The organism is Burkholderia singularis (assembly GCF_001718875.1).
Lineage (GTDB): Bacteria > Pseudomonadota > Gammaproteobacteria > Burkholderiales > Burkholderiaceae > Burkholderia > Burkholderia singularis.
The window spans coordinates 141,481-165,245 of record NZ_CP013448.1 but is presented as its reverse complement, the minus strand read 5'-3'; the positions used below and the strand labels follow the sequence as shown (position 1 = coordinate 165,245).

At 66.4% G+C, this 23,765-nt stretch carries 20 protein-coding genes; 11 read left to right on the top strand and 9 right to left on the bottom strand.

Annotated features, from left to right (window positions below; all coding sequences use genetic code 11):
• Window positions 1-82 precede the first annotated feature (82 nt).
• A complete protein-coding gene (locus AQ611_RS00770) occupies window positions 83-2,065 on the bottom strand; it encodes a beta-galactosidase (protein ID WP_069233485.1) in 1,983 nt (660 codons plus the stop codon).
• A gap of 9 nt (window positions 2,066-2,074) precedes the next feature.
• Window positions 2,075-3,208: an ABC transporter ATP-binding protein gene (locus AQ611_RS00765; protein ID WP_059517324.1), complete on the bottom strand. Its 1,134-nt coding sequence runs from the start codon at window positions 3,206-3,208 to the stop codon at window positions 2,075-2,077.
• Between the two features lie 185 nt (window positions 3,209-3,393).
• Between AQ611_RS00765 and AQ611_RS00760 the strand changes: the two genes are divergently transcribed.
• Entirely contained in the window at window positions 3,394-4,431 is a 1,038-nt protein-coding gene (locus AQ611_RS00760; protein WP_069233484.1) for a LacI family DNA-binding transcriptional regulator, read from the top strand.
• Between the two features lie 224 nt (window positions 4,432-4,655).
• On the opposite strand, the gene AQ611_RS00755 is transcribed toward AQ611_RS00760, so the two are convergent.
• The 7 genes from AQ611_RS00755 to AQ611_RS24295 form a co-directional block, all read right to left on the bottom strand.
• Window positions 4,656-5,681, bottom strand: coding sequence for an XdhC family protein (locus AQ611_RS00755; protein ID WP_069233483.1), 1,026 nt, complete (start codon window positions 5,679-5,681; stop codon window positions 4,656-4,658).
• A 206-nt stretch (window positions 5,682-5,887) separates the two neighbouring features.
• A complete protein-coding gene (gene bcaP / locus AQ611_RS00745) occupies window positions 5,888-7,291 on the bottom strand; it encodes a branched-chain amino acid transporter BcaP (protein ID WP_059517332.1) in 1,404 nt (467 codons plus the stop codon).
• A gap of 200 nt (window positions 7,292-7,491) precedes the next feature.
• A complete protein-coding gene (gene rqpR, locus AQ611_RS00740; protein ID WP_059517334.1) occupies window positions 7,492-8,148 on the bottom strand; it encodes a response regulator transcription factor RqpR in 657 nt (218 codons plus the stop codon).
• Window positions 8,145-8,987, bottom strand: coding sequence for a sensor histidine kinase (locus tag AQ611_RS00735; protein WP_069233481.1), 843 nt, complete (start codon window positions 8,985-8,987; stop codon window positions 8,145-8,147). Before AQ611_RS00735 ends, rqpR begins: the two co-directional genes overlap by 4 nt.
• Before the next feature lie 413 nt (window positions 8,988-9,400).
• Window positions 9,401-10,171 carry a ferredoxin--NADP reductase gene (locus tag AQ611_RS00730; RefSeq protein WP_059517954.1) on the bottom strand — a complete coding sequence of 257 codons (771 nt, stop codon included), beginning with the start codon at window positions 10,169-10,171 and terminating at the stop codon, window positions 9,401-9,403.
• Window positions 10,172-10,385: 214 nt separating this feature from the next.
• The gene (locus AQ611_RS00725; RefSeq protein WP_059517338.1) at window positions 10,386-11,195 is read right to left on the bottom strand and encodes an endonuclease/exonuclease/phosphatase family protein; all 810 of its coding nucleotides are present in this window, start codon (window positions 11,193-11,195) and stop codon (window positions 10,386-10,388) included.
• A gap of 5 nt (window positions 11,196-11,200) precedes the next feature.
• Window positions 11,201-11,896: a hypothetical protein gene (locus AQ611_RS24295; RefSeq protein WP_231935879.1), complete on the bottom strand. Its 696-nt coding sequence runs from the start codon at window positions 11,894-11,896 to the stop codon at window positions 11,201-11,203.
• Window positions 11,897-12,236: 340 nt separating this feature from the next.
• Between AQ611_RS24295 and AQ611_RS00715 the strand changes: the two genes are divergently transcribed.
• The 10 genes from AQ611_RS00715 (at window position 12,237) to AQ611_RS00670 (ending at window position 23,707) form a co-directional block, all read left to right on the top strand.
• Window positions 12,237-13,217, top strand: coding sequence for an AAA family ATPase (locus AQ611_RS00715; RefSeq protein ID WP_069233479.1), 981 nt, complete (start codon window positions 12,237-12,239; stop codon window positions 13,215-13,217).
• Between the two features lie 124 nt (window positions 13,218-13,341).
• Window positions 13,342-14,454 (top strand): NAD(P)/FAD-dependent oxidoreductase, encoded by a 1,113-nt coding sequence (locus tag AQ611_RS00710; protein WP_082711930.1) that lies wholly within the window; start codon window positions 13,342-13,344, stop codon window positions 14,452-14,454.
• Between the two features lie 295 nt (window positions 14,455-14,749).
• Window positions 14,750-15,064 carry a high-potential iron-sulfur protein gene (locus AQ611_RS00705; RefSeq protein WP_059517348.1) on the top strand — a complete coding sequence of 105 codons (315 nt, stop codon included), beginning with the start codon at window positions 14,750-14,752 and terminating at the stop codon, window positions 15,062-15,064.
• Between the two features lie 191 nt (window positions 15,065-15,255).
• Window positions 15,256-16,551, top strand: a complete 1,296-nt coding sequence (locus AQ611_RS00700) for an MFS transporter (protein WP_069233478.1) — start codon at window positions 15,256-15,258, stop codon at window positions 16,549-16,551.
• Window positions 16,552-16,711: 160 nt separating this feature from the next.
• Complete coding sequence (locus tag AQ611_RS00695) at window positions 16,712-18,340, top strand: ABC transporter substrate-binding protein (RefSeq protein WP_059517352.1); 1,629 nt, start codon at window positions 16,712-16,714, stop codon at window positions 18,338-18,340.
• A gap of 112 nt (window positions 18,341-18,452) precedes the next feature.
• The gene (locus tag AQ611_RS00690) at window positions 18,453-19,463 is read left to right on the top strand and encodes an ABC transporter permease subunit (protein WP_069233477.1); all 1,011 of its coding nucleotides are present in this window, start codon (window positions 18,453-18,455) and stop codon (window positions 19,461-19,463) included.
• Between the two features lie 97 nt (window positions 19,464-19,560).
• Window positions 19,561-20,478, top strand: a complete 918-nt coding sequence (locus tag AQ611_RS00685; protein ID WP_059517356.1) for an ABC transporter permease subunit — start codon at window positions 19,561-19,563, stop codon at window positions 20,476-20,478.
• An 82-nt stretch (window positions 20,479-20,560) separates the two neighbouring features.
• Window positions 20,561-21,553 carry an ABC transporter ATP-binding protein gene (locus tag AQ611_RS00680; protein WP_069233476.1) on the top strand — a complete coding sequence of 331 codons (993 nt, stop codon included), beginning with the start codon at window positions 20,561-20,563 and terminating at the stop codon, window positions 21,551-21,553.
• Window positions 21,550-22,566, top strand: a complete 1,017-nt coding sequence (locus AQ611_RS00675; protein WP_059517360.1) for a peptide ABC transporter ATP-binding protein — start codon at window positions 21,550-21,552, stop codon at window positions 22,564-22,566. Before AQ611_RS00680 ends, AQ611_RS00675 begins: the two co-directional genes overlap by 4 nt.
• A 40-nt stretch (window positions 22,567-22,606) precedes the next feature.
• Window positions 22,607-23,707 (top strand): TraB/GumN family protein, encoded by a 1,101-nt coding sequence (locus AQ611_RS00670; protein ID WP_374755100.1) that lies wholly within the window; start codon window positions 22,607-22,609, stop codon window positions 23,705-23,707.
• Window positions 23,708-23,765: the final 58 nt, after the last annotated feature.

Genomic DNA, 23,765 nt, shown 5'->3' with positions numbered 1-23,765 from the left:
GTTGTCTCCGATGTCGTTGGTGTGAATGAGCGGCGCGGCGTCTCGGCGGCCGGATGCGGGGGGGCGGGCGTCGATATCGATGTCAGTGCCGAAAAACGGCGACGCCGCGCGGCTCGACCTGCGCCGTGCCGAGCACGAACGCGCCTGGCGCGACGGAGTCGAGCGCGTAGGGCGCGTCGCCGTAGTTGAAGACGTAGGTGAGCCCGCCGCGGCGGCTCATGCGCACGCTGTCGCCAAGCGGCACGGGCGCGAGGCCTGCTTCGGCGGCCGCATCGGCGAGCAGGCGCCCGGTGGTCGTATCGTCAAAGAGCGCGGCCCAGTACTGAAGGCGGCCGGATGCGATGCACGCCGGATGGCCGTCGGCGAAGCGCGCGCGCACGTCGGCGCGCGCTTCGTCGCGCAGCTCGACGAGATCGCGCCAGCAGCGCGCAGAGCCGGTGAACGCGGAGCCGTCGCGCGCCTTGCCGGTCACGCGTTCGGCCACGTTCGGCCGCAGCGATTCGACCCGCCACACGCGGACCGGCATCAGCGGCGCGAGCGGGCCGGGCGGCAGCGTCGGCGGGATTTGCAGATCGCGCGTCTTCGAGCCGGTGCGCGGCCCGAACACGACGTGCGCGCTCGTCGCCGCGAGCCGGGCGGCGAAATCGTCGGGCACGATGGGCAGCGGCGGCACCATGACGAGCCGGTAGCCGTCGAGCGGCGCATCGGCTGGGATCACGTCGACGTCCAGGCCGAGCGAGCGCAGCGCCGAGTAATACTCGAACGCGATGCGCGGATAGTGGAAGTCCGCGCCTTGCGGATGCACGTCGAACAGCCACTTCGCTTCGTAGTCGTAGATCAGCGCGACCGGCGCGCGAACCGCGCCGTCGGCGCCGCCGCCGGTGGCGGCGCGCAGCGCGGCTATCTCCTGCGCGACCTGCGCCGCTTCGTGGCCGCCTGCGTCAAGCTGGTTGTCCGGCGTATTGAGGCCGGCGTGCATCTGCTCCTGCGCGAACGGCGCTTGCCGCCAGCGGAAGTACGACACGCAACCCGCGCCGTGCGCGAACGCCTCCCAGCTCCACAACCGCACCATTCCCGGCAGCGGCGCCGGATTCCAGCTTGCCCAGTTGACGGGGCCCGGCTGCTGCTCCATGACCCAGAACGGCCGCTTCGACATCCCGCGATAGACGTCGTGATTGAACGAAGCGAAATCCGGATGCCCGGTGCGCAGCCAGCGCGCCTTGACCTGCGGCGCGAACCATTGCTCCTCGAGCGCGCCGAGCGGATAGCTGTCCCAGGCGGCGAAGTCCAGATCGCGTGCGACCTGGTAATGATCGAATTCGGTGAACAGTTGCATGAAGTTGTGCGTGACGGCGCGCCCCGGCGAGTGCGCGCGGATCACGTCGACCTGCATCCGGTGATAGCGCGCAAGCTCGTCGGACGCGAATCGCCGGTAATCGAGACGATGCGACGGATGCGCTTCGGTTACCGTGCCGACTGGCGCGTCGATCTCGTCGAAGCTGCGGTATTCCATGCTCCAGAACACCGTGCCCCATGCGCGGTTCAGTGCGTCGATCGTGCCGTAGCGCGCCTTCAGCCATTCGCGAAAGCGCGCCAGCGCCGCGCTCGAGTAGTTGACCACAGTCAGGTGGCAGCCCAGTTCGTTGTCGGTCTGCCAGTAACGCACGGCCGGATGCCGACCGTAGCGCTCGGCGATCGCCGTGCAGATGCGTTTCGATTCGTCGTAATACACCGGCGACGAGAAATCGTAATGGCGGCGCGAGCCGAACCCGCGCGGGCGGCCGTCGGCGCCGATCGGCAGGATGTCCGGATGGCGATCGATCAGCCATTTAGGCGGCGTCGCGGTGGGCGTGCACATCACGACGTCGAGCTGTGCCGCGCCGAGCACGTCGATCGCGCGATCGAGCCAATCCCAATCGTATTCGCCCGGCGACGGCTCGATGCGGCTCCACGCAAACTCGCCGATGCGCACCTGCTCAATGCCGAGCGCTTTCATTCGGCGGGCGTCGTCCGCCCACATCGATTCGGGCCAATGTTCCGGGTAGTAACAAACGCCGATGCGCATGCCGAGTCCTCAAACGTGATGATGGTGAGCGTCGGCGCACGCGGGCACCGCGCGGCCGTTTTCGGTGAACAGATGCAGCGCGCTTGCATGAAGCCGCACGCGCTCGCCCGCGTGCAACCGGGCATCGCCGGGCACTTTCGCGACGATCGGCGCGCCGTCGGGCGCGTCGAGATGCACATAGCTCAGCTCGCCGAGCGGCTCGACGAGCGTGACAGTGCGCGTGAGCGTGGCCGGCCGTTCGCCGGCGAGCGACAGATGCTCGGGGCGCACGCCGAGCGTCACGGTTTCGCCGGGGCGCAGCGCTCGGCCGTCGCACGGCACCGTCACCGTTTCGCCGCCGGCAAGCGTGACGGCCGCGCCGTGCGCATCGCGCGCGGCAACGATGGCCGGCAGGAAGTTCATTTGCGGCGAGCCGAGAAAACCCGCGACGAACCGGCTGCTCGGGTGGTGATAAAGCTCGAGCGGCGTGCCGATCTGCGCGATGCTGCCGTATCGCGCGGCGTCGTCGCCCGCGTGCAACAGCACGATCTTGTCCGCGAGCGTCATCGCTTCGGTCTGGTCGTGCGTGACGTAGACGACACTCGCGTTCGCGAACTGCTGATGCAGCCGGGCGATCTCGATGCGAGTTTGCACGCGCAACGCCGCATCGAGGTTGGACAGCGGCTCGTCGAACAGAAACACGCCGGGCTCGCGCACGATCGCGCGGCCGATCGCGACGCGTTGCCGCTGGCCGCCCGATAGCGCTTTCGGCTTGCGTTCGAGAAGCGCGTCGAGCTGCAGGATGCGTGCGGCGTCGCGCACTCTGCGGTCGATCTCGGGTTTCGGCATGCGCTTGAGCTTCAGGCCGAACGCGATGTTTTCGTAGACCGTCATATGGGGAAACAGCGCGTAGCTCTGGAACACCATCGCGACGCCGCGCTCGGCGGCGGGCACGTCGTCGACGCGCCGGCCGTCGATCCACAGCTCGCCGTCGCTCGGCTCCTCGAGCCCGGCGATCATCCGCAGCAACGTCGATTTACCGCAGCCGGACGGCCCGAGGAATACGCAGAATTCGTGCTCGGCGATGTCCAGGTCGACGTCGCGAATGACGGGCGTATTGTCTCCATAAGCTTTCTGCACGCGTCGCAACGAAATGCTCGCCATTGTCTCCGTCTCCATGCTCTAATATGCGCATGATTAAGCGCTTAATCGTTTATCTCAAAAAAGCGCGCGCCAGAATTTGCGCATGCGTGTTGCCCGTGCTGCGGCGACCCGATGTGCGACGATGTTGGGCCAGTTTCTGACGCGAATCAAATATTGGATAGTTTTCCCAAATAATAGGATGCCGAATGACGACATTGAGCGAAGTCGCGCGGCGCGCGGGCGTGACTGCCGCCACCGTGTCGAACGTGCTGCGCGGCCGCGGCCGCGTGGGTGCCGATACGCGCGAGCGCGTGCTGGAAGCCATCCGCGCGCTCGGCTACCGGCCGCATCTTGCCGCCCGTGCATTGGCCGAGGGGCGTGCGCCAACCGTCGCGCTGATGGTATCAAGCATTGCGAACCCGTTCTATCCGGAATTCGCGCTGGCGGCCGAAAAGGCCGTGCGGCGCAACGGGCAGTTCCTGATCGTCTGCAATACGAACAATAATCCGGCGCAAGGGCGGGCGTACCTCGATCAGATCGCCGGCACGATTTCCGAAGGCATGCTCGTGACGAATGCGAACCTGCATCTGCCGGATCTGCTCGACGTGTTCCGGCGCGGCGTGCCGGTGGTCCTGTGCATGTGGGAGCGCCCGGAGGCGCCGCCGCACGCGTTGCCCTGCGTGGCGGTCGATTTCCGGCTGGCGGGGCGGCTGGCGGCGCAGCATCTGATCGCGCTCGGGCATCGCGAGGTGGGCGTGATCGTCGGCGGCGGCTCGCAAACGGGCGTGCACGCCGCGCGATTCGACGGCTTTGTCGACACGATGCGCGAGCACGGCCTGCCGATCGCGGCCGTCGAGTGCGCGCCGGACACGATCGACGGCGGCGCGTGCGCTGCGCATCGTCTGCTCGAGGCGAAGCCGCGTCTGACCGCGCTGTTCGCGACGAACGATCTGCCCGCGATCGGCGCGCTGCATACGGCGGCCGAGTGTGGCAGACGGGTGCCGGACGATCTGTCGGTCATCGGCATAACGAACATTCATCTGGCGAGCGACGTGCGCCCCGCGTTGACGACCGTGGCGATTCCGATCGACGAGGCAGCGGATCTGGCGGTTGAACTGCTGAACGAGTTGCGCGAGGAGAGCGGCCGGATTGACGACAGGCCGCGCGGCGGCGCGCGCGTGCGCACGACTCGCGCGCCGCAGTTGCTGGTGAGGGGATCGACGGCGAGGGCGGCGCGTCAATGAAGGCGGGTTATGCGTTGCGCGCCAATACGTGGCGCAGCTCCCAGCCGGTGTGACTTCCGTGAAAATCCTGCAAATAAGTTCCGGCCACGGACGCGCTTGCCGGATGGGTTGCGCGATCGCTCACGGAATTTTCCTCACGCACGCAATCAGCGTAAACGAAGCGGCACGCGTTGCCCGAAGTTTGCAGTTGGACATAGCCGTTGCCCGCCTATGCACCGCGTCGATCAAATTCCACAAACCGCGCCGTTGGCCGCATCGCGCTCGCGTGCCGCTTTTGCCCCTTCGACTTGCAGGATCGTCGGCAGCGACACGCCGTTCTTCGCCGCCGTGACCTCGGCAAGGATCGACACCGCGATCTCCGGCGGCGTGCGGCTGCCGATGTAGATACCCGCCGGTCCATGTAGCCGCGCCAGTTCCGCGGCGCTCAAATCGAACTCCCGCAGCCGCTCGCGCCGTGCCGCGCTGTTGCGCCGCGAGCCGATCGCGCCTACGTAGAACGCCGGCGTTTTCAGCGCTTCCATCAGCGCCAGATCGTCGAGCTTCGGATCGTGCGTGAGCGCGACCACTGCCGAGCGGGCGTCGAGCCGCATGTCGAGCACCGCGTCGTCCGGCATCGTGCGCACGAGCTGCGTGCCCGCCACATCCCATGCGTGCGTGTATTCTTCGCGCGGATCGCACACCGTCACCTGGTAGTCGAGCCCCACCGCGATCTGGCACAGATACCGCGACAGTTGCCCTGCGCCGATCACGAGCATCCGGTAGCGCGGGCCATGCACCGTCACGAGGCGCGCGCCGTCGAATGCAAGCCCGTCGCTCGCGCGCGCGGGCGCGAGCGTTGTCGCCCCCGTGGCCAGTTCGAGTGTGCGCGTGACAAGCCCGCCGCGCGCAAGCGCGTCGCACAGCGCCGCAATGCCGGATGCCTCCGACAGCGGCTCGAGCACCAGCTCGATCGTGCCGCCGCACGGCAGGCCGAAGCGGTGCGCCTCCTCGGCCGTCACGCCGTACTTGATCGCCTCGGGCCGCACGAACGACGCAATCCCCGATGCCTGCACGCGCGCGATCAGATCGTCCTCGATGCAGCCGCCCGACACCGAGCCGACGACGAGGCCGTCGTCGCGCACCGCGAGCATCGCGCCTTCGGGGCGCGGCGACGAGCCCCAGGTCCGCACCACCGTCACCAGCAGCGCGCGGCGGCCGTCGGCTAGCCAGCGCGCGCTCGTGCGCAGTACGTCGAGATCCATGCTTTCCATGATCCGGTTCCTTCGATGGCGCGGCCGCCGGCAGGCGGCCGCTCGATGGCGCGATTATGGCGCGTCCGGAAAAAGCGTGCAGATGCCGGCGCGCATGCCAAAAAACAAACCCCTCGTTTCGAAAAACGAGGGGTTTGCCGGCGATCGCCGGAAGCGGCGGGGCCGCCGCGCGGAGGCATCGCGAAGCGGCGGCGGGCGCTGACGTTTCAGTCCGTCTGCACGCCTTGCCCGAGCTTCGAATGGCGGCGCGAGTACGCGAAGTACACCACCAGGCCGATCACGAGCCACACGACGAATGCAATCCACGTCGTCGGTTGCAGATTGAGCATCAGGAACAGGCACGCGGCCACGCCGAGCAGCGGCACGACGGGCACGCCCGGGCAGCGGAACGCGCGCGGCAGGTGCGGGTGCGTGCGGCGCAGCACGAGCACCGCGACCGATACCATCGAGAACGCGGCGAGCGTGCCGATGTTGATCAATTCGGCGAGCACGTTGAGCGGGATCAGCGCGGCGATCAGGCCGAAGAACAGGCCGACGAGCCAGGTCGTGAGAAACGGCGTCGCGAAGCGCGGATGCACGCGCGACAACGCGCCGGGCAGCAAGCCGTCGCGCGACATCGCATAGACGATCCGCGTCTGGCCGTAGCTCATCACGAGAATGACGGTCAGCATCCCGACCACCGCGCCAAGATCGATGAAGCCCGCAACCCATTTCTGGCCCGCCACCTGCAGCGCGTAAGAGATCGGATGCGAGACGTTCGCGTAGTTCGACCACGGCACGATGCCCGTTGCGATCGCCGCGACCGATACGTACAGGAACGCGCACACGGCGAGCGATGCGATGATGCCGATCGGCAGATCGCGCTTCGGATTCTTGACTTCCTCGGCCGCCGACGACACCGCGTCGAAGCCGATGAACGCGAAGAACATCACCGCTGCCGCGCCGAATACGCCCGACAGGCCGTGCGGCATGAACGGCTTCCAGTTCGCGGGCGTCACATGGAACGCGCCCACCACGATCACGAGCAGCACGACCGCGACCTTGACGAACACCATCAGGTTGTTCACGCGCGTCGATTCACGAATGCCGATCGACAACAGCGTCGTGATGACGAGCATCACGGCGAACGCGGGCAGGTTGAACCACGTGACGACGCCCGGCAGCGCGCCCGGCGCGGCGGTGAGCGCGGTCGGCAGCGAGAGGCCGAAGCCTTGCAGCAGCGACTGCAGATAGCCGGACCAGCCCACCGACACCGCGGACGCGGCAAGCCCGTATTCGAGCATCAGATCCCAGCCGATGATCCACGCGGCGAGTTCGCCGAGGGTGGCATACGAATAGGTATAAATCGAGCCGGCGACGGGGATCGTCGACGAGAATTCGGCATAGGACAGCGCGGACAGCCCGCACGCGATCGCCGCGATCACGAACGACAGCATCAGTGCGGGGCCGGCCTGCACGGCGCCCGTGCCGGTCAGCACGAAAATGCCGGTGCCGATGATCGCGCCGATGCCGAGGAAGGTGAGGTCGACTGCGCCGAGGGCTTTTTTCAGGCCGGCTGCCTGTGCGCCGGCAATCATCCGGTCGACGTTTTTCTTGCGAAAGAGGGACATTACGGGAAAAAGTGCCTGCGGCGCGCGGGGGCACCGGACGAGTGGAAAACCCGCCATTTTAACGGATACGGCGCGTCTGCCGATGCATCGCGTTACGCGTGCGCGTTGCGGGAAGAAAATGAATCGCTCAATGAAAACAACCGGTTGCGCATGGCGGCGCAATGCGGCGCGCGTGCGGCGTGATGGGCGGCAGGCGTGCGCTATGCGCCGATCGCGGGATTCATGTCGACGAGCCGGTTGCTCATCACGTAGAACGTCAGCTCCGCGTTGTTCGACAGCTTCATCTTTTCCAGCAGCCGGGTGCGGTACACGCTGACCGTCTTCACCGATAGCGACAGCGTATGCGCGATATCGGTCAGGCGCTTGCCCGATGCGATCATGCAAAGCGTCTGATACTCGCGGTCGGACAGCTTTTCGTGCGGCAGCGGCTCGTTTTCGAACGACACATATTCGGCAAGCGCCTCGGCCATCGCCGGGCTCACGTATTTGCGGCCCGACGCGACCTGGCCGATCGCCGACACCATCTGCGACGCATTGGCCGTCTTCGACAGATAGCCCGCCGCGCCTGCCTTCAGCGCGCGCACCGCATACTGATCCTCGCGGTACATCGAAAACATCAGCACCGGCGTGCGCGGCAGCTTGCGCTTGAGGCGCTTGAGCACTTCGAGCCCATTGATGTCGGGCAGCGAGATATCGAGGAGGATCACGTCGAAGCCGGTCTTCTCGACTGCGGCGAGCGCGTCGGCGCCGTTTTCCGCCTCGACCACGTCGCGCGCGATGCCGCGGTCGATCAGCAACTGGCGCACGCCCTGGCGGACGATCGCGTGATCGTCGATGAGCAGAATGTTCAGACTCATCGTGCCTCCTGCCACGGACTTTCGGCCGGCGCGGCAACGAGCGCCGCCCACGCGAAGCGCGCGCGCAGCGTGGTGCCGCCGGTGTTCGGTACGCCGAGCATGAGCGTGCCGCCCGCCGCTTCGCAGCGCGCGCGCATGCTGCCGATTCCGTAGCCGTGCCGGCATGCGAGCGGGATGCCCGTGCCGTCGTCGGCGACGGTGAGGCTCAGATGCGTGGTGTCGGCGTCGATGCGCACGTCGACCGCCGAGGCGCGCGCGTGCTTTGCAACGTTTGCGAGCGCTTCCTGCGCGACGCGAAAGACGGTGAGCGCGCCGTCGGCGCTCAATCGCGCGATGCGTGCGTCGGCGGCGCAGACGAAGCGGGTGCGCAAGCCGGTGCGCTCGCCGTGCGCGCCGATCCATGCGGCGAGCGTGCGGGCAAGCCCGAGATCGAGTGCCGGCGTGCGCAGCGTGTCGATCAGGCGGCGGTTCGTCGCCGTTGCTGCATCGAGCGCCTGCTGCGCGAGCGCGAGCGCGCGGCGGCACGCGTCAGGCGAATCGGCGGGCAGCCAGGTCTCGACGTTTGCGAGCGCGAAGCGCGCGGCGGTGAGTTCGGCGCCAAGCCCGTCGTGCAGTTCGCCGGCGAAGTGGCGGCGCATGGATTCGTCGTCGGCGGCGTGCTCCGCGGCCGCGCGTTCGGCATGCGTGCGGACGCCGCGCGCGCTCGCGCGGCGGCGCGCAACCGGCACGGCGTGATGCTTGGCGGGACGGGAAACGAAGGGAAAGGCGGCATCGGCCGACGCATCGATCGACGGCGCGGCGGCGTGGGCCTGGGACGGCGCAATAGACGGCGTATCCATGACTCTCCCTTTCGGTCAGAAAGCTAATCAGACACACAATGGGACGGCTGCCGACCCAGTCAACCGGCGCGGCCTTACCGGATCGAATCAGCGATGCGCCCTGGAAATATTATTTACAACTAGTAACATTTGGTCTGGCACTGTAACAGTGCATGGGACCGTTTTCACGCGCCGCGCATGATATCTCAAAATTACCGCTTCGGTCATGCCAGACGGACGTTTCCAGTCGGATAACGTGACTCGCCGGCATTTCCGGTGTAGGAATAATACCGACAAGCGGTTTCCTGAAACGACGCGCAAACTTGTAACTATTTTGAGATACAAATATGACGTTTTGTAACTATGTTGCCAAGAGCTGACATAAAAAAACCGGAGACTGAGGCTCCGGTTCTTGACGTGGGTCGAAAAAAAGATCAGTCGACGAACGCGCGTTCGATCACGTAATGGCCCGGGGCGCTGTTCTTGCCCTCGACCAGGCCCGCTTGCTTCAGCAGCTCGGTCGTGTCGCGCAGCATGGCGGTGCTGCCGCACAGCATCACGCGGTCATGCTCGGGCGAGAACGGTGCGACGCCCAGATCGGAGAACAGTTTGCCCGTCGCGATCAGATCGGTGATCCGGCCTTCGTTCTCGAATTCCTCGCGCGTGACGGTCGGGTAGTAAACGAGCTTCTCCTTGATCACGTCGCCGAGGTATTCGTGGCCCGGCAGATCGTGCTTGATGAAGTCCATGTAAGCGAGTTCGCCTTTCAGCCGGCAGGTGTGCGTGAGAATTACCTTGTCGAAGCGCTCGTAGATATCCGGATCGCGAATGATCGACATGAACGGCGCGAGGCCCGTGCCCGTCGACAGCAGCCACAGCGTCTTGCCGGGCAGCAGGTTGTCGGCAACGAGCGTGCCAGTCGGCTTTTTGCCGATCAGCACGCTGTCGCCCACCTTCAGGTGCTGCAGGCGCGACGTGAGCGGGCCGTTCTGCACCTTGATGCTGAAGAACTCGAGGTGCTCCTCGTAGTTCGGGCTGACGATGCTGTACGCGCGCGCGAGCGGCTTGCCGTCGACTTCGAGGCCGACCATCGTGAATTCGCCGTTGTTGAACCGCAGCCCTTGATCGCGGGTGCAGGTGAAGCTGAACAGCGTATCGGTCCAGTGATGGACGGACAGGACGGTAGCGATGTCGTATTTGCTCATGGATTCGAAAACGGCGAAAAACGAGAGCACCGGCGCGTGATCCGCAGACCGCGGCCGACAGGCGGGCGCGAAGCGCGCGCCTACTCGATATAACTGACGATTGGAAGACCGGCTATTTTACCTTGCTTGCGCGAATCGCGGGTCCGATTGCCGGGACGGCGTCAAGGCTTTGGGCGCGCGCGGCCGCGCCCGCGCGCGCCGGGGAGCGGCGCGCCTAGTCGAAGCGCAGCCGCGCAACATACGGCAGATGGTCGGACAGCCACGCCGCCTCGTCGGCCGGCGCGCGCCATTCGAGCGGCGTGAGCCCGCGCACGAACATCTTGTCGAGCGCGAGCGCGGGCGAGAATGCGGGGAACGTGCGTCCCGATTCGCCGAGCAGCGTCGCGACTTCGGATAAGCCGATCTCGTTGAAAAGGGGGATCGAATCGTTGCGCCAGTCGTTGAAGTCGCCCGCGAGGACGAGCGGCCCCGTGTTCGCGTTGCGCTCGATCCAATGCGCGATCCAGTTCATCTGCCGCAGGCGCGCGGCGCGCGTGAGCGCCAGGTGCGCGCACATCAGCGTGACGGGCTCTGCCGCGCCCACCAGCGTCGCGCGCGCGACGAGCAGGCCGCGGCGCTCGAAACGGTGCGCGGAGATGTCCCAGCGGCCGCCGAGATCGAGCGGATGCGGCGACAGGATCGCGTTGCCGTGCCGCCACGACGGTTTGAAGACGTTCAGTCCGAGCGCGATCTGCCAGTCGAGCGAGCGCGCGATCTCGGTGGCCTGGCAATGCCAGACATCGTCGACCGGCTCCTCCATCTGCGCGCCGAAGCCCGGCGCGAGCACGGGCCGCGGCATGCGCCGCGCCATCGCTTCCTGCAGGAAATAGACGTCGGCGTGCGTTGCCTGCACCCAGCTGCGCATCGCATGCCATGCGGTGAAGCCGAGCGGCGAGCGGCCCTTGTGCAGGTTCCAGCTCACCGCGGTGATTTCGTTGGCGACAGGCCGCGGTTCGGCGAGCGCGAGCGGTTCGGGCACGTGCATATCGGTCAATTCTCGACGACGCGGGCGCGCACGCGGTAGACGAGTCGCGGATCGCGCTCAGCGAGCGTCCAGTCGGTCCACTGGACGGCGCGCGCGTTCAGGCCCGGATGGCTCGCGACGATGCGTCGCGGCGAAGCGGAGCACGGCGCGCTGCTCGCCGTGCGCGCGGCGTCGCTGTCGGGGAACGTTTCCTGCACGTCGATCGCGAGCGAGACCGCATCGTTTTCGACGTAGAGCGGCGCGACCGTGATCGTTCGTGAAGGCACGGCGGCGGGGCGGGCGGACGATGTGTCCTCGGTTGCGGCCGGCGCCGATGCGGATGCCGCATCGGCGCTCGCCGCATTCGACAGGCCGACGGATGCGCCCGGCGCCGCCGCCCCGTCCGATGCTCCCCATGCGCGCGCCGTGTCCGTTGCCGTGCCCGCCGTGCCGCAATCGCCGCCGGACGCGGCGGCAAAGCGGTGCGTATCCGAGCGCGCTTGGCCGACTGTGGTTTTCTGCTTGAACGTGTCGACCGTTTGACCGTCGCGCACGACTTGAATCTCCCAATCGATGACGGGCTGCGAGCCGGGTTGAGACGCGGGCGATGAATCCGGCTGTGAAGCGCTCTGCGCATACGCGCCGCCGGCCGCGCCGACGAGCGCGGCCGCCGCGCCGGCGTCGAGCAGCAATTTTCTGGCGAGGGCGAGGCAGGCAGGCATCTTGCGTCTAAACGAATGAACCAACTTCAGACCGTGCGGGTTCGGGCGCGGTTCATCTTTTTTCCGCGCCGCCGCGATCGGCAGCTTTAACGGGATTGAGTGCGCCGCGCGGCGTTCCAAGCGCGCGTGCGCGGCAAACCAACGAAGGACGCACCGCGAACGCACGGACGGGATGTGCGGCACGATATCGGCGTGAATTGACGATGATACGCGTGCCGCGCGGCGCTTGCATGTTAGCAGCACCCCGGGGCGGCTGCTCGCTTGCGTGTGTTCTTCGGCTGGATACACTGAAGTCGTAAGGGTTAAGGGCCGCATGGCGGTAAGCAAGACGAGGTGGGCAATGACGACGGCGATGGTGAAACAGGAACTGGCGGTGGCGTCGTTCAGCACGGTCTACGATATGGAGCGCGTCGAGACGGCGTTGAACGACTTGAACGAAGGCGCGAGCGACGCATTGCGCGCGACCTACGAGAAAATGCTGAAATCGGGGAATTTGCGCTTTTGCGTGAAGCCGACGCGGATGCCCGCGTTCGATTCGCTTGCCGAGGCGCTGCCGAATTTCGCCGAACCGCTCGACGACGTGCGCAAGCAGGTTGCGCTCTGTTTGGAAACCGACGACCGCCTCGAATTGATGCCGATTCTGCTGCTCGGCGCGCCGGGCATCGGCAAAACGCATTTCGCGAAGGCGCTCGCGAAAATGCTCGGGACCGCTTACCACTACGTGCCGATGAGTTCGCTGACGGCGGGCTGGGTTTTGTCGGGCGCTTCGTCGCAGTGGAAAAACGCGAAACCGGGCAAGGTGTTCGATGCGCTCGTCAACGGCTGCTATGCGAACCCGGTGATCGCGATCGACGAAATCGACAAGGCGGGCAGCGATGCGCAATACGATCCGCTCGGCGCGCTTTACGCGCTGCTCGAGCACGACACCGCGCGCGCGTTCGTCGACGAGTTCGCCGAGGTGCCGATCGACGCGGGCAACGTGATCTGGATCGCGACCGCGAACGATGCGCATGCGATTCCCGAGCCGCTGCTGAACCGGATGAACGTCTACGAGATCGAGCCGCCCGATCCGGCAGGCGCGCGCCGGATCGCGCAGACCATTTACATGGAGATCCGTAATGCGCACGCGTGGGGGCGGCGTTTTCCCGAGACGCTCGGCGACGATGCGCTCGACGTGCTCGCCGCGATGCCGCCGCGCACGATGCGCCGCACGCTGCTGCACGCGTTCGGCGCGGCGCGGCTCGATGGGCGCGACATCATCGCGCCGTGCGACATCGACGTCGACGAAAGCGCGGGGCGGCGCCGGCCGATCGGGTTTTAGCGCGCGCCGGCGGTCGTGCTTGCGCTGGCGCCCGGTATGGCGCGTCGCGCGTCCCGCGTCGCGCATCCATCGCGGGCGCGACGTACAATCGAAAATCCTGCTTTCAAGCGCGTGAGCGACGCGAATGACGATGGAGCGGATAGATTGTGTGGTGATCGGCGCGGGGGTGGTGGGTCTCGCGATCGCGCGCGAGTTGGCCGCGCGCGGGCGCGAGACGCTGATCGTCGAGGCGGCCGATGCGATCGGCACTGGAATGAGCGCGCGCAACAGCGAAGTCATACACGCGGGAATCTACTATCCACGCGGTTCGTTGAAGGCGTCGCTGTGCGTGCATGGGCGCGATCTGCTGTACGATTTTTGCGAAACCCACAACATTCCTCATAAGCGTTGCGGAAAGCTGATCGTCGCGACATCGGCGGGACAGGCCAAGCAGTTGAAGGCGATTGCCGCGCGCGCCGAGGAAAACGGCGTGCTCGATCTGCTGACGCTGTCGCGCGACGAAGTGCAGGCGCTGGAGCCCGCGCTCGAATGCGTCGAGGCGCTGTTCTCGCCGGGCACGGGCATCGTCGACAGCCATCAACTGATGCTTGCGCTGCTGGGCGATGCCGAGCGCGGCGGCGCCGTATGCGCGCTGCGCTCGCCGGTCGAATCGGTCGACGCGGCGGGCGGGCGCTTCGTGGTGCGCGTCGGCGCAAGCGCGCCCGCCGAGATCGACGCCGCGTGTGTGATCAACAGCGCGGGGCTCGGCGCGCAAGCGCTCGCGCGGCGCATCGGCGGGCTCGATCCGCGCTGGGTGCCGCCGCTTTATTTGGCGCGCGGCAATTATTTCAGTCTGTCGGGGCGCGCGCCGTTCAACCATCTCGTCTACCCGGTGCCGGACCGGGCCGGGCTCGGCGTGCACCTGACGCTCGACCTGGCGGGGCACGCGCGTTTCGGGCCCGACGTCGAATGGATCGATACGTTGCGCTACGACGTCGATCCGCGCCGCGCCGACGCGTTCTACGCGGCAATCCGCACTTACTGGCCCGGCCTGCCCGACGGCGCGCTGCAACCGGCATACGCGGGCGTGCGCTCGAAGGTGGCGGGGCCCGGCGAGCCGGCCGCCGATTTCGTGATCCAGGGCGCTGCGCAGCATGGCGTGCGCGGGCTCGTGAACCTGTTCGGCATCGAATCGCCGGGGCTGACGGCGTCGCTCGCGATCGCGCAGCGCGTCGGCGAGATGATCGCGCGCGCTTGAGCGCGGCGCGCGCGGCCGGTGCGGCGCGTGGGCGCCGGCTGTTGGCGAATCCTTTATCTCCGGCATCACTCGCGCCACAGCCACGCGCATGAAGCGTATGCTTACTTGTGCTGACGAGGGTCCGTTCACGCTAAACCCGAGCGGGCAGGCGAGCGCGTCTGGCCGCATAGAGGGCCGCCGCGCGCGTTGCCGCGGCTTTGAAACGTCGAGGCGGCGGGCGCGCAGCCCGTGATTGGCGTGAGCAGCCTCCGGAAGCGACATCCCCACAATATATATATAGTTGGAGCGAATTCCCATGAAGACGTCTCGCAGGGTTTTCCTGATGACGAGTGTCGGCGCGCTGTCGGCACTCGCGTTGACGCGCGAAGCGTTCGCCGCCGATCTGCCGATGCTGGCCGAAACCGATCCGACCGCCGGCGCACTCGGCTACAAGTCCGATGCGACCAAGGTCGACAAGGCGAAGTACCCGAAATACGCAGCCGGCGAGACATGCTCGGGCTGCATGCTGTATCAGGGCAAGAAAGGCTCGGCGTCAGGGCCGTGCGGCGCGTTTCCCGGCAAGCAGGTCTCGGCGAAGGGCTGGTGCAGCGCGTTTACCAAGATGGCCTGACGAAATCGCGTAGCGCGGCGCGCGGCAACCCCGCAGCGGCGCCTCTCGGCCGTGCAAACGCCCGTTGTGTCCGTCGACACCGGGCGTTTTTTTATCGCTTGAAATCGGTTCCGCCGCTTTCTACACTCGCTGACGGCGGCACGCATCGCAGGCGCGCGTTGGTCCGGCGCACGACGACAACGAGGGGCGGAATGGCAACGGTTGCGGCTTCGACGAAATCGGCAGGGCGCGTGTTGAACCGGCGTGCGGTGGCGGCGGCCGTGATCGGCAACGCGCTCGAATGGTACGACTTCACCGTGTTCAGCTTCATGGCGGTCGTGATCGCCGAGCTGTTCTTTCCGACGTCGAACGAATATTCGGCGTTGCTGCTCACGACCGCGACGTTCGGCGTCGCGTTCTTCATGCGGCCGATCGGCGGCATCGTGCTCGGGCTCTACGCGGATCGCGCGGGGCGCAAGGCGGCGCTGTCGCTCGTGATCCTGCTGATGACGGCGGGTATCTTCCTGCTCGCGTTCGCGCCGACTTATGCAGCGATCGGCGTCGGCGGGCCGTTGCTGATCGTGCTTGGGCGTCTGTTGCAAGGATTTTCCGCCGGAGGCGAATTCGGCAGCGCGACCGCGTTGCTGATCGAGGCGGCGCCGCTGTCGCAGCGCGGCTTCTACGGCGGCTGGCAAATGTCGAGCCAGGCTGCGGCGCTGCTCGTCGGCGCGCTCGCCGGCGCGGCGGTGACGCGCGGGCTGTCGGCCGATGCGCTGCACGCATGGGGCTGGCGCGTGCCGTTTCTGCTCGGGCTGCTGATCGGGCCGATCGGGTTTTATCTGCGCCGGCATCTGGTCGATTCGGAGGCGTTCGTGCACGCGCGCGATCGCGCGCCGCGCGTGACGCTGCGCGAAGTGTTCATGCGCCACGGGCGCGCGCTCGCGTGCGGGCTTGGCTCGGTGATCGCGCTCACGGTGACGATCTACGTGCTGATCAGCTATCTGCCGACGTTTGCGGTGAAGCAACTGAAGCTGCCATACGCGCAGTCTTTCTATGCGGTGATCGCCGGCAACCTGCTGTTGACGGTGCTCTCGCCGCTCGCGGGCGCGTGGTCCGATCGGATCGGGCGCAAGGGCTTGTCGTTGTGGGCGCTCGGGCTCACGCTCGTGCTGATCTATCCGCTTTTCGTCTGGCTCGACTCGCAGCCGAGCATTGCGCGGCTCGTACTCGTTCAGGCGATTCTGTCCATCACGCTGGCGGGCTATTACGGGCCGTTCGGCGCGATGATCGCCGAGTTGTTTCCGGCCAATGCCCGCTCGACCGGGTTGTCGATCGCGTATAACGTCGCCGTGATGCTGTTCGGCGGCTTCGGGCAGTTCATCGTCACATGGCTCATCAAGGCGACGGGTACGCCGCTTGCGCCCACTTATTATGTGATGACGGGGCTTGCGTTATCGTTCGTCGCAATCGCGTGCGTGCCCGCCAAACGCGCCGATCAGGATGGGTAGCACGCATGCGCCGGGGCGCCGCCCGGCGCGCCGGGCGATGCGGCGAGGGCGTTTCGCCGCCGCACCGGTATTTTTCTCCAGCTTGTTGCTGTTACGAAAGCTCAAGTAATATCCGGCTACGCCGGCCCAGCCGGCCCCGAACTGGAGACTGGAGGAAATAATGGAACATAAACGACTGCTGCGCGCCCTGCGTGTTACCGCCACGGCGGGCGTCGCAGCGGCATCGCTCGGCATCGCGGGCTCTGCATTCGCGCAGATCCCGAACAAAACGCTCGTCTACTGCTCAGAAGGCAGCCCGGCGGGCTTCGATTCCGCGCAATTCACCACCGGCGTCGATTTCACCGCGGCGACGTTCCCGATCTACAACCGCCTCGTCGAGTTCGAGCGCGGCGGCACCAAGGTCGAGCCCGGTCTCGCCGAGAAATGGGATATCTCCGCCGACGGCAAGGTTTATACGTTCCATCTGCGCCACGGCGTGAAGTTCCACACGACCGAGTTCTTCAAGCCGACGCGCGAATTCAATGCGGACGACGTGGTGTTCACGTTCGAGCGCATGCTCGATTCGAGCCAGCCGTTCGCGAAGGCGTACCCGGTGTCGTTCCCGTACTTCACCGACATGGGGCTCGACAAGCTGATCGCGAAGATCGACAAGGTCGATCCGTACACGGTGCGCTTCACGCTGAAGGAGCCGAACGCGCCGTTCATCCAGAACATGGCGATGGAGTTCGCGTCGATTTTGTCGGCTGAATATGCGGACCAGTTGCTCAAGGCCGGCAAGGCCGCCGACATCAACCAGAAGCCGGTCGGCACGGGCCCGTTCATCTTCCGCAGCTACACGAAGGACGCGACGATCCGTTTCGATGGCAATCCTGACTATTGGAAGAAGGGCGCGGTGAAGATCTCGAAGCTGATCTTCTCGATTACGCCGGACCCCGGCGTGCGCGTGCAGAAGCTCAAGCGCAACGAATGCCAGGTGATGAGCTATCCGCGCCCGGCCGACATCGCCACGCTCAAGAGCGATCCGAACATCGACATGCCGTCGCAGGCGGGCTTCAATCTCGGCTATCTCGCCTACAACGTCGAGCACAAGCCGCTCGACAAGCTCGAAGTGCGCGAGGCGCTCGACATGGCGATCAACAAGAAGGCGATTCTCGAGTCGGTCTATCAAGGCGCGGGTCAGGCCGCATCGGCGCCGATGCCGCCCACGCAGTGGTCGTATGACAAGAATTTGAAGACCGCCGCCTACGATCCGGCGAAGGCGAAGGCGCTGCTCGCGAAGGCGGGCTTCCCGAACGGTTTTTCGATCACGCTGTGGGCAATGCCCGTGCAGCGCCCGTACAACCCGAACGGCAAGCTGATGGGCGAGATGATCCAGGCCGACTGGGCGAAGATCGGCGTGCAGGCGAAGATCGTCACCTACGAATGGGGCGAATACATCAAGCGCGCGCACGCGGGCGAGCAGGACACGATGCTGATCGGCTGGACGGGCGACAACGGCGATCCGGACAACTGGCTCGGCACGCTGCTCGGCTGCGACGCGATCAAGGGCAACAACTTCTCGCGCTGGTGCTACAAGCCGTTCGACGAGCTGGTGCAAAAGGGCCGCGTGACGTCGGGGCAAGACGCTCGAACGAAGATCTACACGCAGGCGCAGCAGATCTTCGCGCAGCAGGTGCCTTTTACGTCGATCGCGAACTCGACCGTCTATCAGCCGGTGCGCAAGAACGTCGTCGATATGCGCATCGACCCGCTCGGCTATGCGCGCTTTGACGGCGTGAGCGTGAAATAACGGCTAAAACGCGCCGCCGGCAGGCCGATGCACGATAATGACCGGCGACGAGGGGCCATGAGCCTCTCGTCGCCGGTCGCACATTTCCCACAAGAAAATATCGAGAAGCGTCATGTTCCGATTCGTTCTGCGCCGCGTGGGCATGGTGATTCCGACTTTCGTCGGCATTACGGTGCTCGCGTTCGCGCTGATTCACCTGATACCGGGCGACCCCATCGAAGTGATGATGGGCGAGCGCGGCGTCGATCCCGCGATGCACGCGCAGGCAATGCATCGCCTCGGGCTCGACGAGCCGCTGCCCATCCAGTACCTGCATTACGTCGGCCGTGCGCTCAAGGGCGATCTCGGCACGTCGATCATCACCAACACCAGCGTGATGAGCGAATTTCTGGCGCGCTTTCCCGCCACCGTCGAGCTGTCGATCTGCGCACTTGTCTTCGCGCTCGCCGTCGGGCTGCCCGCCGGCGTGTTCGCGGCGCTCAGGCGCGGCACGCTCGTCGATCACGGCGTGATGGGCACCGCGCTTGCCGGCTATTCGATGCCGATCTTCTGGTGGGGCTTGATTCTCATCATGGTGTTTTCCGCGTATCTCGGCTGGACGCCCGTGTCGGGGCGCATCGCAGTCGAGTACGAGATTCCTCATGCGACAGGCTTCATGCTGATCGACACGCTGATTTCCGGCGAGGAAGGCGCGTTCGCGTCGGCGGTGAGCCATCTGATCCTGCCCGCGATCGTGCTTGGCACGATTCCGCTCGCGGTGATCGCGCGGATGACCCGCTCGTCGATGCTCGAGGTGCTGCGCGAGGATTACATCCGCACCGCGCGCGCGAAGGGCTTGTCGCCCGCGCGCGTCGTCGTCGTGCACGCGCTGCGCAACGCGCTGATTCCGGTCGTCACCGTGATCGGCTTGCAGATCGGCACGCTGCTCGCGGGTGCGGTGCTGACCGAGACGTTGTTCTCGTGGCCGGGCGTTGGCAAATGGCTGATCGACGCGATCGGCCGGCGCGATTACCCGGTCGTGCAAGGCGGGATTTTGATGATCGCGACGCTCGTGATCGTCGTGAACCTGGCTGTCGATTTGCTGTACGGCGTGCTCAATCCGCGCATTCGCCATACGAGGTAATCGACATGCATTTTCCTACTCGTATCCGTTCGTTGCCCCAGCCGCCGGCTGCGGCGGCGGCACTCGGCCGCGCATGCGCGGCATCGCGGGAGGCGTAATGAGCGATATTCAAAACGCGATGCCGCCGCAGGCGGCCGCAGCCGGCGCTCGCGCGCTCGCGCTGCGCGAATTCTGGGCGAACTTCTCGCGCAATCGCGGCGCGGTCGGCGCGGGCGTCATCGTGCTCGTGCTCATTGTCGTCGCGCTGTTCGCGCCGCTGATCGCACCGCACAGCCCGATCGAGCAATACCGCGACTACGTGAAGATTCCGCCCGCATGGCTTGCGGGCGGCAACTGGCAATTCGTGCTCGGCACCGACGAAGCCGGCCGCGATATTCTGTCGCGGCTGATGTACGGCGCGCGGATGTCGTTCTGGATCGGCTTCGTGTCGGTCGTGCTCGCGCTGATTCCGGGCATCGTGCTTGGCCTCGTCGCCGCGTTTTTCCAGAAATGGGCCGATACGCCCGTGATGCGCGTGATGGACGTGCTGCTCGCGCTGCCGTCGCTGCTGCTCGCGGTGGCGGTCGTCGCGATCATCGGGCCGGGGCTTACCAATACGATGTTTGCGATCGCGATCGTCGCGCTGCCCGCATACGTGCGCCTCACGCGCGCATCGGCGCTGGGCGAGCTGCAGAAGGAGTATGTGACGGCATCGCGCGTCGCGGGGGCGGGCACGCTGCGGCTGATGTTCTCGCAGGTGCTGCCGAACTGCACGGCGCCGCTGATCGTGCAGGCGACGCTCGGCTTCTCGTCGGCGATTCTCGACGCGGCCGCGCTCGGCTTTCTCGGCCTCGGCGTTCAGCCGCCGACGGCCGAATGGGGCGCGATGCTCGCGTCCGCGCGCGACTATATCGACAACGCGTGGTGGATCGTCACGATGCCCGGCCTGTCGATCCTGATTTCGGTGCTGGCGATCAATCTGCTCGGCGACGGGCTGCGCGATGCGCTCGACCCCAAACTCAAACGGATGGCCTGAATGAAACGATTTCCACGTTTTCGTCGTTCGCCGCGCGGCGAACGGGCGGTCAGCATTTTGGTAGCCGCCGGCGAGCATTGATATGAGCAATCTATTGACGATCCGCAATCTGGCGGTGAATTTCAACGGGCTGCCGGCCGTGGCCGGTGTCGATTTGTCGATCGCGCGCGGCGAGGTGGTTGGCGTCGTCGGCGAATCGGGCTCGGGCAAGAGCGTGACGATGATGGCGCTGATGGGCCTCATCGATGCGCCCGGCATTGTCAGCGCCGACGAGGTCACGTTCGACGGCATCGATCTGCTGAACGCGAGCCCGAAGGCGCGCCGCAAGATCATCGGCAAGGACGTTGCGATGGTGTTCCAGGATGCGCTGACGAGCCTGAACCCGAGCTATACGGTCGGCTATCAGATCAGGGAAGTGCTGAAGCTGCACGAGAGCCTGCGCGGCGATGCGCTGAACAGGCGCGCGCTCGAACTGCTCGACCAAGTCGGGATTCCCGATGCGAAGAACCGCATCGATACATTTCCGCACCAGATGTCGGGCGGCATGAATCAGCGCGTGATGATCGCGATGGCGGTCGCGTGCAATCCGAAGCTGCTGATCGCAGACGAGCCGACAACCGCGCTCGACGTGACGATCCAGGCGCAGATCATGGATCTGCTCGTCACGCTGCAGAAGGAGCGTGGCATGGCGCTCGTGCTGATTTCGCACGATCTCGCGGTGGTGTCGGAAGTCGCGCAGCGCGTCGCGGTGATGTACGCGGGCGAGATCATCGAGACGAACCGCGTGCCGGATATCTTCGCGCATCCGCATCATCCGTACACCGAAGCGTTGCTCGCGGCCATTCCCGAGCACAACGCGGGGGCGAAGCGGCTGGCCGCGCTCGCCGGCATGGTGCCGGGCCGCGACGACCGGCCAAGCGGCTGCTTGTTCGCGCCGCGCTGCAAGTACGCTGTCGACGATTGCGCGAAAGCGCATCCGGCGCTCGCCGAGCTGGCGCCCGGCGCCGCGATGCGCGCGCGCTGCATCCGGCCGCTGAATCTGCGGGCGGCCCACACTGAAGGAGGCGCGCAATGAACGCCATTCTCGACGCGCGCGAGCCTGCCGTGCGCGACGACGTCGTGCTTATCGCCGATCGGCTCGCGAAGCACTACACAGTCAAAAAAGGGATGTTCGGGCAAGGCACCGTGAAGGCGCTGAACGGCGTGTCGTTCACGCTCGCGCGCGGCAAGACGCTTGCGGTCGTCGGCGAATCGGGCTGCGGTAAATCCACGCTTGCGCGGCAGCTCACGATGATCGAGCCGCCGAGTTCCGGCCATCTGTCGATCGACGGCTGCGATGTGGCGGGCGCGAGCCCGGCGACGATCGCCGAGCTGCGCCGCCGTGTGCAGATGGTGTTCCAGAATCCGTTCGCGTCGCTGAACCCGCGCAAGACCGTCGAGCAGACGCTTGCCGAGCCGCTTGCGATCAATACCCGGCTCACCGTGGCCGAGCGCACGCAACGGGTCGCGCAGATCATGCGCACGGTCGGCCTGCGGCCCGAGCACGCGAAGCGCTATCCGCACATGTTTTCGGGCGGCCAGCGCCAGCGCGTCGCGATTGCGCGCGCGATGATCCTCGAGCCGCAGATCGTCGTCGCCGACGAGCCGGTGTCCGCGCTCGACGTATCGATCCAGGCGCAGATCCTGAATCTCTTCATGGATCTGCAGGATCAGTTCAAGACGAGCTACGTGTTCATCTCGCACAACCTCGCGGTCGTCGAGCATATTGCCGACGACGTGATGGTGATGTACTTCGGCAGCGTCGCCGAGCTTGGCGACAAGAAGACGATCTATGCGCGGCCGCGCCATCCGTACACGCGCGCGCTGATGTCGGCGACGCCCGCGATCTTCGAGGCGGATCGCAAGATCCAGATCAAGCTGCAAGGCGAATTGCCGTCGCCGCTCAATCCGCCGTCGGGCTGCGCGTTTCATCAGCGTTGCCCGTATGCGGTCGAGCGCTGCCGCGCCGACGAGCCGAAGCTGCGCGACGTCGACGGCCGGCTCGTTGCGTGCCACCGCGCCGAGGAGGTGGGGGACGTGCATGCCTGAAGCGGTTGCGGCGCGCAGTGCCGTGCGCCGTCCGCGCCGGATGGGCCGGCGTGCAACGCCGCCCGCCGGTTTGCCGATTCGATGCTGGCGCGCGCGGGCGCTCGTGGGCGCCGCGCTCGTCGGCGCATGCGTGACGGGCGGCATCGCGTGGCCGCCCGGCGATGCGCGCGCGGCGGCCGCGGCCGCGACAGCGCCCGTGCCGCAATCGACGATTCTATCGCCGGGCTTGCCGTTGCCAGGGTTTCACGTGCCGCCGCCTGTGTCGTCGAACGGCACCGTCGCAAGCGGCTCGGTGCGCACGCAGCCCGCGCGGATGCCGTTCTATGTCGCGACGAAGGGCAAGGTCACGCTCTATCTGCTCGGCACGCTGCATGTCGGCGATCCGGCCGACTATCCGAGCACGCAGCCGTTTCGTCAGCCGATTCTGGCGGCGCTCGCTGCGTCGCCCACGCTGGCGCTCGAATTGTCGCCGGACGATCTGCTCGAATCGCAGGACGACGTGTCGAAGTACGGTATCTGCAATTACGCGTGCCTGCCGAGGCTGCTGCCTGCGCCGCTATGGCAGCGGCTCGCGGGCCGGCTGCGCGGCAATGCGGCCGCGCTTGCCGGCATTCGCAACATGCGGCCGTGGCTGGCGGCGCTCGTCGTCGAAACCTACGATTCGCTGTCCGCGGGGCTGCAAACCGAATACGGCACCGAGGCGCAGCTGCAGAATATCTTTTTGCGCAAGAAGGGCGGCAAGGTCGTCGGGCTCGAGACGCTTGCCGAGCAGATGCGCGCGTTCACCGGACTCACGCTCGCGCAGCAGCGCGAGATGCTGGCGCAGGATCTCGTGCAGACGCCCGCGCAAAATGCCGATGACGTGCGTGCCCTGCATCGCCTCTGGCGCATCGGCGATGCAGACGCGATCGCGGCGTGGGCGGTGGCGAAGACCGAGCGGCTCGCGCGCGCGAAGCCGATTGCCGAGTCGATCGACAACAAGATCGTCTACGAGCGCAACCGCCGCTTCGTTGCGAGGATGACGGCGATCGCCGGGCCGAACAGGCCGCTGTTCGTCGCGATCGGCGCGCTGCATCTGGGCGGGCCGAAAGGCGTGCTCGAACTGCTGAGGGCGCAGGGGTATCGGGTGGACGCGGGCTGAGGGGCGGCAGCGCGCTCAACGGTGCGCCGGTGCGTACCGCCGGCTGCTGCCCGCGGCG

Coding starts and splice junctions, on each gene's coding strand:
- AQ611_RS00765 (WP_059517324.1), bottom strand. CDS start 3,208: ATGGCGAGCATTTCGTTGCGACGCGTGCAGAAAGCTTATGGAGACAAT.
- AQ611_RS00695 (WP_059517352.1), top strand. CDS start 16,712: ATGGAACATAAACGACTGCTGCGCGCCCTGCGTGTTACCGCCACGGCG.
- AQ611_RS00710 (WP_082711930.1), top strand. CDS start 13,342: ATGACGATGGAGCGGATAGATTGTGTGGTGATCGGCGCGGGGGTGGTG.
- AQ611_RS00760 (WP_069233484.1), top strand. CDS start 3,394: ATGACGACATTGAGCGAAGTCGCGCGGCGCGCGGGCGTGACTGCCGCC.
- AQ611_RS00705 (WP_059517348.1), top strand. CDS start 14,750: ATGAAGACGTCTCGCAGGGTTTTCCTGATGACGAGTGTCGGCGCGCTG.
- bcaP (WP_059517332.1), bottom strand. CDS start 7,291: ATGTCCCTCTTTCGCAAGAAAAACGTCGACCGGATGATTGCCGGCGCA.
- AQ611_RS00670 (WP_374755100.1), top strand. CDS start 22,607: ATGGGCCGGCGTGCAACGCCGCCCGCCGGTTTGCCGATTCGATGCTGG.
- AQ611_RS00715 (WP_069233479.1), top strand. CDS start 12,237: ATGACGACGGCGATGGTGAAACAGGAACTGGCGGTGGCGTCGTTCAGC.
- AQ611_RS00770 (WP_069233485.1), bottom strand. CDS start 2,065: ATGCGCATCGGCGTTTGTTACTACCCGGAACATTGGCCCGAATCGATG.
- AQ611_RS00700 (WP_069233478.1), top strand. CDS start 15,256: ATGGCAACGGTTGCGGCTTCGACGAAATCGGCAGGGCGCGTGTTGAAC.
- AQ611_RS00725 (WP_059517338.1), bottom strand. CDS start 11,195: ATGCACGTGCCCGAACCGCTCGCGCTCGCCGAACCGCGGCCTGTCGCC.
- AQ611_RS00755 (WP_069233483.1), bottom strand. CDS start 5,681: ATGGAAAGCATGGATCTCGACGTACTGCGCACGAGCGCGCGCTGGCTA.
- rqpR (WP_059517334.1), bottom strand. CDS start 8,148: ATGAGTCTGAACATTCTGCTCATCGACGATCACGCGATCGTCCGCCAG.
- AQ611_RS00690 (WP_069233477.1), top strand. CDS start 18,453: ATGTTCCGATTCGTTCTGCGCCGCGTGGGCATGGTGATTCCGACTTTC.
- AQ611_RS00685 (WP_059517356.1), top strand. CDS start 19,561: ATGAGCGATATTCAAAACGCGATGCCGCCGCAGGCGGCCGCAGCCGGC.
- AQ611_RS00735 (WP_069233481.1), bottom strand. CDS start 8,987: ATGGATACGCCGTCTATTGCGCCGTCCCAGGCCCACGCCGCCGCGCCG.
- AQ611_RS00675 (WP_059517360.1), top strand. CDS start 21,550: ATGAACGCCATTCTCGACGCGCGCGAGCCTGCCGTGCGCGACGACGTC.
- AQ611_RS00680 (WP_069233476.1), top strand. CDS start 20,561: ATGAGCAATCTATTGACGATCCGCAATCTGGCGGTGAATTTCAACGGG.
- AQ611_RS00730 (WP_059517954.1), bottom strand. CDS start 10,171: ATGAGCAAATACGACATCGCTACCGTCCTGTCCGTCCATCACTGGACC.
- AQ611_RS24295 (WP_231935879.1), bottom strand. CDS start 11,896: ATGCCTGCCTGCCTCGCCCTCGCCAGAAAATTGCTGCTCGACGCCGGC.